At 28.6% G+C, this 13,873-nt stretch carries 13 protein-coding genes; 4 read left to right on the top strand and 9 right to left on the bottom strand.

Features of this window, described 5'->3' with window-relative positions; genetic code table 11:
* Window positions 1-7: 7 nt before the first annotated feature.
* Window positions 8-1,201, bottom strand: a complete 1,194-nt coding sequence (locus LXN10_RS06350; protein WP_375725027.1) for a response regulator — start codon at window positions 1,199-1,201, stop codon at window positions 8-10.
* A 179-nt stretch (window positions 1,202-1,380) separates the two neighbouring features.
* Here LXN10_RS06350 and LXN10_RS06355 point away from each other — a divergent pair, with 179 nt between their 5' ends.
* Window positions 1,381-2,112, top strand: a complete 732-nt coding sequence (locus LXN10_RS06355; RefSeq protein WP_375725028.1) for a response regulator transcription factor — start codon at window positions 1,381-1,383, stop codon at window positions 2,110-2,112.
* 88 nt (window positions 2,113-2,200) lie between these two features.
* Here the strand turns inward: LXN10_RS06355 and LXN10_RS06360 are convergent, their stop codons facing one another.
* Entirely contained in the window at window positions 2,201-3,595 is a 1,395-nt protein-coding gene (locus LXN10_RS06360; protein WP_375725020.1) for an aldehyde dehydrogenase family protein, read from the bottom strand.
* A gap of 1 nt (window position 3,596) precedes the next feature.
* Window positions 3,597-5,252 carry an acetolactate synthase large subunit gene (locus LXN10_RS06365; RefSeq protein WP_375725029.1) on the bottom strand — a complete coding sequence of 552 codons (1,656 nt, stop codon included), beginning with the start codon at window positions 5,250-5,252 and terminating at the stop codon, window positions 3,597-3,599.
* Window positions 5,253-5,547: 295 nt separating this feature from the next.
* Between LXN10_RS06365 and LXN10_RS06370 the strand changes: the two genes are divergently transcribed.
* Entirely contained in the window at window positions 5,548-6,201 is a 654-nt protein-coding gene (locus LXN10_RS06370) for an HAD family hydrolase (protein ID WP_375725030.1), read from the top strand.
* A 9-nt stretch (window positions 6,202-6,210) separates the two neighbouring features.
* Here LXN10_RS06370 and LXN10_RS06375 read toward each other — a convergent pair whose 3' ends face one another.
* Together LXN10_RS06375 and LXN10_RS06380 are read right to left on the bottom strand one after the other, a co-directional pair.
* Window positions 6,211-7,026 carry a DUF4405 domain-containing protein gene (locus LXN10_RS06375; protein ID WP_375725031.1) on the bottom strand — a complete coding sequence of 272 codons (816 nt, stop codon included), beginning with the start codon at window positions 7,024-7,026 and terminating at the stop codon, window positions 6,211-6,213.
* 87 nt (window positions 7,027-7,113) lie between these two features.
* On the bottom strand, window positions 7,114-7,497 hold the full coding sequence (locus LXN10_RS06380; RefSeq protein WP_375725032.1) for a hypothetical protein: 384 nt from the start codon (window positions 7,495-7,497) through the stop codon (window positions 7,114-7,116).
* Between the two features lie 147 nt (window positions 7,498-7,644).
* Here LXN10_RS06380 and LXN10_RS06385 point away from each other — a divergent pair, with 147 nt between their 5' ends.
* Together LXN10_RS06385 and LXN10_RS06390 are read left to right on the top strand one after the other, a co-directional pair.
* Entirely contained in the window at window positions 7,645-9,795 is a 2,151-nt protein-coding gene (locus LXN10_RS06385; RefSeq protein ID WP_375725033.1) for a transporter substrate-binding domain-containing diguanylate cyclase, read from the top strand.
* Window positions 9,796-9,984 (top strand): hypothetical protein, encoded by a 189-nt coding sequence (locus tag LXN10_RS06390; protein WP_375725034.1) that lies wholly within the window; start codon window positions 9,796-9,798, stop codon window positions 9,982-9,984. It begins immediately after the preceding gene.
* Here the strand turns inward: LXN10_RS06390 and LXN10_RS06395 are convergent.
* The 4 genes from LXN10_RS06395 to LXN10_RS06410 form a co-directional block, all read right to left on the bottom strand.
* Window positions 9,981-10,667, bottom strand: a complete 687-nt coding sequence (locus LXN10_RS06395) for a lysophospholipid acyltransferase family protein (protein ID WP_375725035.1) — start codon at window positions 10,665-10,667, stop codon at window positions 9,981-9,983. The two genes, LXN10_RS06390 and LXN10_RS06395, sit on opposite strands and share 4 nt — an antisense overlap.
* 197 nt (window positions 10,668-10,864) lie before the next feature.
* The gene (locus LXN10_RS06400; RefSeq protein ID WP_375725036.1) at window positions 10,865-11,599 is read right to left on the bottom strand and encodes a hypothetical protein; all 735 of its coding nucleotides are present in this window, start codon (window positions 11,597-11,599) and stop codon (window positions 10,865-10,867) included.
* A complete protein-coding gene (locus tag LXN10_RS06405) occupies window positions 11,589-12,509 on the bottom strand; it encodes a hypothetical protein (RefSeq protein ID WP_375725037.1) in 921 nt (306 codons plus the stop codon). The genes LXN10_RS06400 and LXN10_RS06405 overlap by 11 nt, the downstream gene beginning before the upstream one ends.
* 112 nt (window positions 12,510-12,621) lie before the next feature.
* The gene (locus LXN10_RS06410) at window positions 12,622-13,848 is read right to left on the bottom strand and encodes an NAD(P)/FAD-dependent oxidoreductase (RefSeq protein WP_375725038.1); all 1,227 of its coding nucleotides are present in this window, start codon (window positions 13,846-13,848) and stop codon (window positions 12,622-12,624) included.
* Window positions 13,849-13,873: the final 25 nt, after the last annotated feature.

A 13,873-nucleotide genomic window follows, 5' to 3' on the forward strand; every position in this document is an offset into this window, starting at 1 on the left:
TTTCTGATTATAGCATACTAGGTATTATTATATAAAAAGAAATACCTTCTTTAATATTTTTTGCAAATAATTCTCCTTGATGGTGACTTTGCACTATAATTTTTGACATATAAAGACCTATTCCTGTACCATTTTTTTCTTTTTTAGTTGAAAAATATGGTTCAAAAATAATATCTAAATCTTCTTCTGCAATTCCTCCACCATTGTCATGTATTTCTATTTGGACACTATCTTCTAAATCTAAAGTTTTAATTTCTATTTTTGCATCTTTTGTCTTTTTTTCTATAAACTTATCTTGAGCATTTTTTAGTATATTTAAAAACACATGAATAATTTCATTTTCATAAATATTGATTTGATTTTGACTTTCAAATTTTTGTATTAATTCAATATTATTAGATTCTAAATCTCTTTGTATTATCTTTAGTGACTTTTTAATAGAATTTTCAATAGTTGTATTAACAAGCTCTTTATCTGTCTTAAAAAAATTCCTAAAATCATCTATGGTAGTAGTTAGGTTTTGTACATAAAACTCTATTTCATCAAGCTTATTAGTGAAAAATTTAGTTTGTTCTGTTCGACCTTCTTGTGTATCTAAATCAAATTTTTCAGATAGTAATTTATATTTTAAATTAAAAGATGCTGTTCCAATTGAAGATAAGGGTTGTCTCCATTGATGAGCTATCATACTTATCATTTCACCCATTGCGGCAAATCTTGATTGACTTTCTATAATATGTTGTTTTTCTTCATTCTTTTTAATTTCTATTTCTAGTTTTATGTTCTTTTTTATTAGCTCTTCTTTAAGAACTTTTGCCTGTATTGCTTTTGTTAGATTTTCTTTTAATTTATAAATATCAATAGGTTTTAATACATAAGCATCAATATTTAATTCAATAGATTGTAAAAGAAAACTTGTTTCATGGTGGGCAGTAGTAATAACTATAGGAATATCTTTATCAATTTCTCTAATCTTTTCAATCATACCAAGTCCATCTAATTTGGGCATTTTGATGTCGGTTAGGATTAAATCTATTTTTTTATTAGAAGATTTAAAAATAGATAAACCTTCTTGCCCATTTTGAGCACAAATAACATTTATTCCAAAAAGATTTAGAGTTTCTGTTATTCCTTCTTGTATTATAGATTCATCTTCTGCATAAAGAACAGTTATATTTTTAAGGACTTGATTATCTGTCATAAAATCTCTTTTAAATTTTTAATAGTTTAACAATAAATAGTATTCAAATAGTATTCAAATACTATCATAAAATATAATATATTCACATAATACACATTTTTTACTGGTATACTTCAAAAGCTCTTTTATACACAAATATAAGAAACAAAATGCTAATATAATTTTTTAAAAGGATTCTAATGGACTATGGATTGTTGAAAAAATATACCAAAGACTTTAATGTACTTTTTGTTGAAGATGACATTGATTTTAGAAAAGAATTTTTTGAATTACTCCAAGATATTTTTCCAAAAGTTACAATAGCTGTCGATGGATTAGATGCCTTAAATAAATATAAAGAATTTTATACACAGACAAATAAATATTATGATTTGATAATTTCAGATATAAAAATGCCAAATTTTGATGGTACCCAATTAGTTGAAGCCATATATAAAATAAAAAAAGATCAAACTATTGTAATCTTATCTGCAAGAAATGAGTTTAAATATCTCTTACCCTTAGTTAATCTAGGAATACATCAGTTTTTCACTAAACCAATAAATTATTCTACTTTTTTAGATGATATATTTAAACTAACTAATCAAATTTATCACCTAAAATTAAATGAAAATAAAAATATACTAAGAGTTGATGAGTCTTTGGTTTGGGACATGGAAAACAAAAAGTTAATGCAAAATAATACTGCAATAAAACTAACAAAAAAAGAAATTATCTTTGTAGATACAATACTAGGTAATAATGGAAGAATCTGTACAGTAGAAGAACTTATTGATATTATTTGGTTTGAAGAGTTTGATGTTAATGCAGATATTAGAAATCTTAAAAATATCATATCTCGTTTACGAAAAAAAGTACCAAATTTACATATTAAAAATATTTATGGGATGGGATATAAAGCTGATTATTAATAAGTAATATTTAAATCACTATCTAAAGAATCCATAAAAAAAGGGGAAACAATAAAGCTTCCCCTTCTTCTTTAGATTAAATCTCTTCTTATAATACTGGTGATTTGATTACCATCATTTTTTGGTTTGTCATCTCTTCCATACTATAATGAATCCCACCTAATCCTAATCCTGAAGCTTTCGCTCCTCCAAACGGCATCCAATCTACTCTAAATGCTGTATGGTCATTTACCATAATTGCTGTCCCATTTATTCTTTTTACTGCTTTTAGTGCCGTATCTATATTTTTTGTAAATACTGCTGCTTGGAAAGACACATCTAAAGAGTTCGCTCTATCGAATGCTTCTTCTATATCTGAGTAAGAATAAATTACTACTACTGGTCCGAATATCTCTTTTTGAGAAATAATTGCATCATCAGATGGGTTTAAAATTACTGTTGGTTCAAAGCAAGAATCAGAAATTCTTTTACCACCAGTTAATATTTTCCCACCTTTTGCTACTGCATCATTTACCCATTCTTCTACTCTATTTACTTCATTATGGTTAATTAGTGGTCCTACTTCTGTTTTAGGGTCTAATTGATCACCTACTACTAATTTAGATGCATAATCAGAAAGTTTAGAAGATACTTCATCACAAATTGATTCATGTACATATACTCTTTGCACAGAAACACAAACTTGACCTGCATGGTAGAATCCACCTTTACCCAAGTCTGGAATCATTGCATCGATATCTGCATCTGGTTCTACTATTACAGGGGCAACACCACCATGTTCTAGAGCAACTCTTGTTCCATTTGCCACTTTAGATTTTAAGTACCAACCAACTGCACCAGAACCTATAAATGTTAGGAAATCTACTTTAGGAGAAGTTGCAAGTAATTCTCCTCCATGTCTATCACAAACTACTGCTTGTGCCCATCCTTTTGGAAGTCCTGCTTCTTCTAAAATCTCTACTAATCTTATTGCACTCATTGGAGTTTGAGTTGCTGGTTTGATTACTACTGGGCATCCTACTGCGATTGCTGGAATTACTTGATGAACTGCTAGGTTAAATGGGTGATTAAATGCTGATATCGCTGCAACCACACCTATTGGTTCTCTAAATGTGTAAGCCATTCTATTTGCACTTGAAGCTGTATGACCCATTGCCACTTCTTTACCTTCTAGTGCTCCTAGGGCTTCAATAGATAGTTTTATACCGTTGATCGCTCTATTTATTTCAACTTTAGAATCTACATAAGGCTTCCCACCTTCACTTGCACAAAGTATTGTTAATTCTTCTATTTGCGAAGACATTATCTCTGCTACTTTTTCTAAAATCTCTATTCTTTTATATTTTGGTAAGGCATTCTTATGATCTAAAAAAGTCGCACTTGCCAAATCTATTGCTGCTTGTACTTCTTCTTCACTATTAAATGGTACATTCCCTACTACTTTCCCATCAAACGGCGATGTTACTTCTATTGTTTTACTCATTCTATTCTCCTTCTAATAATGTTTCTGCATTTTTCACAAGATCATTTAATATAGCATGATTTAATGAATAGTCAACAGCTAAATCTATTAAATGCACACCTTTAGAGTTTACACATTTTTCTAATGTTTCAGTAAACTCTTCACAAGATGTTGGTCTGTGTCCAATTGCTCCATAACTCTCTGCATATTTTACAAAATCTGGATTATCATAGTCAAGTCCAAATGTTTCAAATCCCATACCAGTTTGTTTCCATTTAATCATTCCAAATGCATTGTCATTTAAAATTACTACTGTAATATCAAGACCAAGTCTTACTGCTGTTTCAAGCTCTTGTGAATTCATCATAAATCCACCATCACCACAAACTGCAACAACTTTTCTCTCAGGATAAACCATTTTAGCTGTCATTGCTGATGGAAGACCAGCTCCCATAGTAGCTAGTGCATTATCTAATAATACTGTGTTTGGTCTAGCAGCTTTATAATTTCTTGCAAACCAGATTTTATATACACCATTATCTAGTGTTAAAATATCTTCAGGTGCTAAAATATCTCTAATAGTTTTTACAGCTCTTTGAGGTAAAATAGGGAATCTCATATCACCAAAATATTTAGTTAATCTAACATTGATAGTTCTAATTACTGTTTTGTAAAAATCAAAATCCCAATGATCTTGTGGAGATAATGCTCTATTTAAATCAGTAACACTTCCTGCAATATCTCCAACAACATCTAAGTGTGGGAAATATGTATCATCAACTTCTGATGGAGAGAAGTTTAAGTGAATAACTTTACAAGCATCAGGACCTTCTTCCATAAAAAATGGTGGTTTTTCAATAACATCATGACCTACATTAATAATTAAATCAGCTGTTGAAATAGCAGCATGAATAAAGTCATCAGCTGAAAGTGCAGCAGTTCCTAAACATAATTTATGATTATCATCAACCACACCTTTACCCATTTGAGTTGTGAAGAAAGGAATTCCTGTGTCATTAACAAAATCTGTTAAAGCATCACCGATTCTATTTCTATTAGCACCTGCTCCAATAAGAATTAAAGGTTTTTTTGCAGCTTCTATCATTCTAACTGCTTGTAAAATTGTAGTTTTATCAGCATATGGATATCTTACAGCTCTTACTGGGTAAACATGATCTCCAGCTTCTTCGTCTGCAATATCTTCAGGTAGTTCGATATGAACAGCACCTGGTCTTTCTGCTGTTGCTACTTTAAATGCTTCTCTTACCATTGATGGAATATTATTTCCATTTACAACTTGTTTTGCATATTTTGTCATTGGTCTCATCATACCAACGATATCTATAATTTGAAATCTACCTTGTTTAGATTTTTTAATTGGTTTTTGACCAGTAATCATCATCATTGGCATTCCACCAAGTTGTGCATAAGCTGCTGCTGTTGCAAAGTTAGTAGCTCCAGGGCCAAGAGTAGAGATACAAACTCCAACTTTTCCTGTTAGTCTTCCATAAGTTGCAGCCATGAATCCTGCCCCTTGTTCATGCCTTGTTAAAACTAGTTTAATGTTAGATTTTCTTAATGATTCTAAAAAATCTAAGTTTTCTTCACCAGGTATTCCAAATATGTACTCAACGCCTTCATTTTCTAAGGCTTTTACAAATAAATCAGATGCCTTCATTTTTTTTCCCTTTGTTTTGTTTATTAAAAATTTTATTTTGATAAGTTTCTCACAACTTACGTTTGAAATGTCTTAAAATCAAGTTTTCCCTATGTCGAATAAAAAAAAATTTGTTTTAGTTCTATTATTACACACTTTTTCAAAAAACCAATATTATAGTTACATTAAAATAAATAATTAAATTTAAATCTCTGCATAAATTAAGGTTTTAAACACGCATATTTTAATATTTTATCCTTATTTTTTATTTAGTTTTTTAATGTAAAATCATTAAAAAAGTTTAGGAAAATAATACATGAAATCTCTTATTTTTGATTTAGATGGTACCTTGATAAATTCTATTTTAGATATTGCTCTTAGTATGAATAAAGTCTTAGAAAAACATGGCTATAAAACTCATGAAATTGATGAGTACAACTATTTTGTAGGGGATGGTGCTTTAGTTTTAGTAAAAAATGCTATGCCTCAAAATGCATCAGAAGAAGATATTCAAATAGCACTAAAAAGTTTTATAGAAATTTATGAACAAAATACTCACAATAATACTTTTGCTTATGATGGTATTTATGAAATGTTAGAAAAATTAGAAAAGCTAAAAATTAAAAAAGCAGTTTTATCAAATAAACCACACAAATTTACTTTAAAATATATGGAAAACATATTTAATAATTTTAACTTTCAAGAAATACATGGACAAAAAAGTGATGTTCCTAAAAAACCAGATCCAACTATGGCTATAGAAATTGCTACAAAACTAAACACAAAAGTTGAAGATGTGATATTTATAGGAGACACAGCAACAGATATGAAAACAGCAAAAAGTGCAGGAATGATTGCAGTTGGTGTAGAATGGGGATTTAGAAGTGTTGAAGAGCTACTTGAAAATGGTGCAGATTTTATAGTAAAAACCCCACAAGATATTATTGAATTATTAAATAAACTGAAATAAGCAAAAAGCTTATTCCGGTTTTTTATATCCTAATTTTTCAATAACAGACATTGGGCTCATATCATACTTTTCTACTATTTCTCTAAATTTTTCATCTTCTTTTGCTTCAATTCCCAAAGCTTTTAATTTTGAGATAAGTTCAGCATCTGAGAGTCTTAAAGTTTTCGCAACTTCAGATATAGTTTTTCTACCCATTCCCGTTAATTGGATAGTTTCTTCCCCTGCTTTTTCAAAATTCTTTCTTAAAAGATTATAAATAAATTGAGGACTTAAACTATTATTATCACCTATTTGATTTAGGCTTTGAGTAGTTTTAAAGTTAATATTATTTGTTTTTAAAATCTCTTGAGTTTTTTCAAAATCATAACCCATTTTTTTAACAAACATTTTAAGAGAAGATAACTCAGCATGGGCATAAGGAGCAGAACCATACTCTTTTTCCCAAGAGTTTTTTACTCCATTCCCAAAATCTAGAAAAGTAGAAAAAGGAGGAATAAAATAAATAGTTCCTATCAAAAAAACCAATACTAATGCAATAGAAAGTAGCATTTCTTTAGTGAAAAATATCATTTGTTTAGCACTGTTTTTCATATAACTAGTAAGAGCTTTCCAATTATAAAAAACATGAATTAGTGTCATAATGATAAAAAGTACCATAAATATTGAATGAATATGTGCATAGTTATCTTTACTTAAACCAAATAATTTCCAATTTGACCAATTTGCAATTCTCCCAGGAGGAGAGATAAAAAGCATAATACCTGTGTAGCTCATGATAATCATCACAAACATGATTGTAAGTGAAGTGATTTTTCTTAAATTCATATAATCCCCTTTTCATCTCATTTTTTATCAGTATATAACAAAAAATTATAAAAGTAAGAAAGACAAGAATAAATGTAAAATTTTAAATTACAACTCTACTTCAAAAAACTTTTCATCAATCTTTTTATACTCTGCAACTGAGCAAGTAATTTTTTTAGCATTTTGATAATCACCAAACTCTTTTAAAAATAGTTTTTGAAGATCACTAATATTTGCAGTTCTAAAAATAAAATAACCTAATATTTGTTTACCCCTAGAACCTGTTTTCTCTATGCCAAAACTATCAAATTTCCACTCAACACCCTTAGAAAATAAAAATACTTCCCCTAGTCTTTTTTCTAATTCATCTCTTACTGTATTATTGTATTCTTTTAAGTGCACATAAAAAGCAACATTTATATTGTATTCATCTTGTGATAATTTACTTTCAAATTCGGTTTGTGGTTTTTGCACTATTTTTGTTTTATCCATAAAAAATCCTCTATAAAATATATTTCTTATTATAATAGGTTATACTTTTTTTTCTATAAAATAAGAACTTAATATTTAAAAAGAAATTTATATAAAAGTAATTCGAAACTTTTACTTGTTATAATGGTTTCTTTATAAGGAATTAAAATGAGAATATTGTTTATACCATTATTTATTTTATTTTATTTATCAATAAATGCAATAGCAGAACCTATTAAATTAACAAAAGATGAAAAAACCTTTATTGCTTCACATCCAATAATCAAAGTTGGGATGATGCCTGACTTTACACCATTTGCATATTATATAAAAAATACTCCAGTTGGATTTGAACATGATTTATTAAAAATGATTTCTAAAAGAACAGGCTTAGAATTTGAAAAAAAAATAGATAATTGGACAACTATTTATTCCGCTTTTAAAGATAAAAAAGTAGATATGATAACTAGTATTTCATATAAAAAATTTCGAGAGCCTTTTACTACTTTTACAAGTTCTTATTATGATATACCAATTATGATATTTGTAAGGGATAATTTTGGGCAATACAATGGAATAAAAAGTCTTGAAGGGAAAAAAGTAGGAGTACTAAAAGATGTTTTTTATATCAAAGAGTTAGAAAACATGGGTACAATGAATTTAATCTATTACGATAACTATGCAGACTTAACAAAAGATTTAGTCTTTGGCAAAATCGATGCTTTGATTCAAAATCTTACAAATATAAACTATCTTATTAAAAAAAACCTTTATTCAAATTTGAAACTTGCCAGTGAATTAATCCTTCCCAATACAAAAAAAGAAGATTTACGATTTGGAGTTCAACCTGAAGAACCACTTTTGAGTTCTATTATCCAAAAAGCCCTTGATTCAATAACAAAAAAAGAGAAAGAAGCTTTAGTTGATAAATGGATTGGTTCAATAAAAGAGTACAGTGGTGGTCATATAGAACTAAATAAGGATGAAATAGCCTATCTTGATACAAATGTTATTAAGTACTGTATAAATCCAGATGGAATGCCTTTTGAAGGACTTAATGAAAAAGGTGAACATTCTGGAATGAGTTCAGATTATTATAATCTATTTGAAAAAATGCTCTCTGCAAAATTTGAACTTGTAAAAACAAAAAATTGGAATGAGTCAATAACTTATATAAAACAACACAAATGTGATATGTTGGCTCTTGGTATGGAAACGCCTGAACGAAGAAAGTACTTAAACTTCACGAGTAGTTACTTAGAAGTTCCTTTAGTAGTAGCAACAAGAGTTGATGTGCCATTTATAAATCAAATATTGGACTTAGAGGGTGAAAAAATTGGTATCATAAAAGGAGATGCTTTTGTAAAAATACTTAGACAAAAATATCCCTCTTTAAATATCATAGAAGTAGAAGACATAAAGGAAGGACTAGATAAAGTCAAAAATGGCGAACTTTTCGCATATATTGATACCTTGGCTAGTATAGGATATGAATTTCAACAAAAGTATTTTGGAGAATTAAAAATAGCAGGAAAGATATCTGAAAATTTGAAACTCTCAATTGCTGTTGTAAAAGAAGATAAAACATTATTAACTATTTTACAAAAAACAGTAAATAAAATAACAAATGAAATGCATAGAGAAATTTTCAGTAAATGGATTCCTATAAAATATCAAAAAGGCATAGACTATGATTTAGTTTGGAAAATATCTATTGGAGCTATTTTATTTATTATTCTTGTTATTTATTGGAATAGAAAAATCATACAAACAAATAAATTGTTACAACAAGCCCAAAAAGATATTGAAGAGAAGAATAAAGAATTGGCAAAACTTGCAATCACAGATAAACTAACAAATTTATATAATAGAAGAAAGTTAGATGAACTATTACAAAATGAGCTAAATAGAAGTGATAGGTTTAAGCATACCTTTGCCCTAGCAATTTTAGATATAGACCATTTTAAAAAAGTCAATGACACTTTTGGACACCAAACAGGAGATAAAGTTTTAGTAGAGCTTTCAATTATATTAAAAGCTCACATAAGAACAACAGATTTTGTGGGGAGATTTGGAGGAGAAGAGTTTGTAATAATCTGTCCAGAATCACAAAAAGAGGGTGTATATAATTTGATGGAAAACATTCGATTGAATATAGCAAACTATACTTTTAACGATATAGGAAATATAACCATGAGTTTTGGTATCGCCTTATCTAAAGAAAACGACACCATTGAATCAGTTCTAAAAAGAGCGGATGTAGCACTATATGAGGCTAAAAACTCTGGAAGAAATAAAGTTGTTGTTAGTGAGAGTTAAGTGAATATAGAACAAATATTTTTATTAAAAGCTATGGAAGATAGAAATTTTGTCTGCTTTACTTATGAAAATAAAAGTTTTAAAGATGTTAAAATTTTAAAATTTGAAGATAGTCTTATTCATACTGATTGTGGTATTTTTCAATTTAAAAAAATTAAAAAAATTGTAGTCTTAAAAAATAAATTTTAAGACTCTTTTATAAACTGCTTTCTATAGTTTTCTTCTAATGATGTTTTATCTTTATAGTCTATTATATCGCCTATTTCAATCTGAACTTTCAAGCCTTTTGTTCTATTATTAATAGCATCATTTAAAACCTCATTTGCATTTGATTTTATATAAACAGGCAAGATAGGCAATCTATTTTTTAAAGCAACTATCCTAGAACCTTCTTTAAAAGAAGATAAGGGTGTATTTTCTTTATTTCTAGTTCCTTCTGGGAAGATAAAAATAGAGTGTCCCTCTTTTACTATTTTTTTAGTATCTTTAAAAAATGGTGCCATATTTGAAGCATCTCTATCTAATAAAACTGTACCAGCATTTCGTGTAAATGTTCCAAAGAAAAAAGAGTTATATAGCTCTTTTTTTGCTACCCAAAAGCCATTGATTTTACTATTTTCTAAAGCTAGTTCAATTATCAAGGGGTCAATTATGCTTCTATGATTTGAGACAACTAGGTATTGTCCATTTTGTGGTATTTTTTCTTTATTTATTACTTCAACATTTATGTTTAATTTCCCTAATAATTGTTTGGCATATTTTAATCGGAAATCAAATATTTCTTGAGAGTTTTTTACTTTTTTGAGTTTAAATCCATATTTATTTGTAAGGTATGTGGCATAAATGGCTATGCTTATTTGTTTGAGGTTCAATAATGTCCTAGTATTTCTTACTAGTATATCCAGATGAACTTATGGGAGTATTGATTTAAAATTTACATTTGACTATTAAATTAGAAGTATGTTTTATTAGTTTTAATATTAGATTGTTTTTAGTGTTTGGCTTTTGCTCTTGAAGACCTAAAGGTCTTCGTGCAATTGAATTTTAAAATAATAAGTTTTTTATTTCACTAACAACCATATGGTAAAAATTCTTCTCTATCAAAAGGTTGAAAATTATCTGGCCATTTTGTTGTTAACTTACATAATAATGTCAATTGCAAAGGTGCATCTAAATTAACTTTTTGAACCACTACTTGTACGTTATTTGTATTATTTAGTTCAAATAATCTATTAAAATCATCTACAAAAAATGAAGGACAATATCCTAACAATTCAACTGGGTCATTTTTTGTTCTCAAAGCCAAGGCTAAAGGGTCTGATTCATTTTGAATATCCTTTAAAATAAGTAATCGGTCATTTTTCTTTAATTTGGGTAATCTTTCCAAATAATGTTTTGCAATATGACTAATTCCATGAGAGAAAAAAAGAACCTCATACATTCCTTTTTCATTCTTTTCTGGAACAGGGAAAAGTTGCAATTCATCAGTAGCTCTAATACCTCTACTTCTTGCTAGTTCTAATAAATCATTATTCTCTTCTTTTTTAATATCTAACCAACTTAAGAAGTCCTCATATTCTGGACGTGACTTAGAAAGTAACCTATTTTTAAATATTGGAAATAATTCATCAGATACATATGTTTCATTTAACTGATTCATTTGTCCAAAAGGTATGAACTTATCAATTTTTGCTCCATTAGTATAATTAAAATAATACTTATTATTCTTATACTCTAGAAGTCCTACTCCTGTCCACATTCTAGTATTAGGATTTCTCCATACTAAAATTAATTTATTTTTCATTACTTAATACCTCTAATCCTGCCAATAATCTATCTCTATTTACTTTTAACATCTCAATTGCGAATTCTATCGATATTTCTCTTATTAAACCATTTGGTATTTTATGAAATATCTTTCTTACTTTTTCAATATCTAAATTTTCTAATTTTTTCAACCAATACATCGTCGCTTTTTTATTGTGTATAGAACAAAGTATAACAGACTCTAATGTAGTAAGTTTTTTGCCATCATTTCTATCATAAAAAGGTGTTTTGGCTCTTTTTACAAAGCTTTTTACTTTAAAACCTTCATCCTTTGATATAAGTCTTTTCCTTTTTCTTTCCAATGGTTCTCGACACCCCAAACCTGAAGCATGATCATACGTAGGAGATAAATATACAGACCCCTCAGAAACAATTAATCCCCAGTTTTCATGATGTCTATCTGGATTTGAAATTAAACAGTCTAACATAATATATCCTACAAATACGTCAAAAGCTGAAGTTATAAATTTATTTTTATAACCTATAGGAACATTAATAACATCTGATTTAAGTATAGCTAAAACTGTACTTAATTTGTATTCCCTTAGTCCATATTTTTTTAAAGTATCATATTCTATATTTTTTAAAATAGTTGCTAATAATTCATTTCCTAAGACTAAACGTCCCTCTTGTGGAACAAAACTCTCTGTAATAGTACCTTCCATATTTTGATATTTTGCAAATTCATATTTTGCATGAGGAATATCTAATTCTTCACAAATTTTACTAACAACTACTTCTGCCCAATCTTCTCCAGTATCAGGTCTTCCTTGTTTAAATAATTTTTTAGTTTTTTTATCAAAAAACCAAAATTTTGCTTTAGTACCTAATTGTTCTAACGAATCTTTTTCTTCTCTTGAAAGTTCAACAATTTTAAATTTTTCCATTATAAATAACCTATTCCTTTGTTGCATAATTATAACACAAAAATTATAGTCGAATATATATACTAAATAAATAACGGCTAGAAATTGGGCAAAAGTGGCTGATTTATAGCCATTATTTAGCTAGGCTTCGTCCTGCTAAGTGACCTGACGCCCACGCGAAATGTAGATTATATCCACCTCTGTTTCCCACTATATCTAAAACCTCTCCTGCTAAATACAACCCTTCTACCTTCTTACTCTCATAAGTTCTATTATCCACCTCATCAGTTCTAACCCCTCCACCACTTGCTTCTGCGTGTTTGAAGCCTTGGGTGTCTGTGATTTTGAATCTCCAGTTTGTTAGGGTGTTGATTATGGCTCTTATTTGTTTGGCATTTATGTCTTTTGCTTTTGTCTCTTTGTCTATTGCATTTATTTGGCAGATTACTGGGGCTAGTTTATTTGATACTATTCCTGTTAGTAATAAAACTGCATTTGCATTTGGTAGGGTTTTAAATAGGTTTTCTATTTGTCCTAGGAGTTCATTTCTGTTTGTATTTGGGAAAAGATTTATTGATACTTGTACATCTTGGTAAAGACTTAGGGGATAAACTGCGTATTGTGAAATATCTAGTATGGCAAAACCTGATAAGCCATATTTTGTAAAAAGTACATCACCGTATATTTCACACTCTTTTTTTCCATCTAAGTATAAAGATACATTTGCCTCTTTTTTTACCCCTTGTATTCTTGAAGCTAGTTCAAAATCTGTATGAAGTCCTACAAGTGAGGGGTAAGTTAGGTTATATGTGTGTCCGAAATTTTGAGCTATGTTCATACCCTCTTCTGTGGCATTTAGTTGTGGTGCTGCTGCTAATCCTGAGCTTATAAGTACTTTGTCATAATCTTTGAACTCATTGTGTGTACTTTTTACTATAAATTTATTTGCTTGTTTTTGTATGTCTATTACTTTTGTTTCTAAGATTAGATTTATGCCTAAATCTTCTAGTTCATTTTCTAATAAGTTTACTACTGATTTTGCTTCATTTGATAGAGGATATACTTTGTTTGTCTCTTTTATATCAAGTAATAGTCCAATACTCTTACAAAACTTTTCAAAAGCCTTATAATCAAACTCTTTTAAGGCATAATTTGTAAACTCTGGTTTTTCACCTATGAAGTTTTCTACTCTTGCATTTGTATTGGAGATATTACATCTTCCATTTCCGCTTGCTAGTATTTTTTTACCTATTGCATTGTTATTATCAAAGAGATCTATTTTTAAGTTTTTATTTAATCTTTTAGCAGTGATTGCAGATATTATTCCTGCTGCCCCTGCTCCTATTATTGCTATTTTCAAAGTGTACCTTTATCTTTATACTTTG

This window comes from Arcobacter iocasae (assembly GCF_042214795.1).
GTDB classification, from domain to species: Bacteria; Campylobacterota; Campylobacteria; order Campylobacterales; family Arcobacteraceae; genus Arcobacter; species Arcobacter iocasae.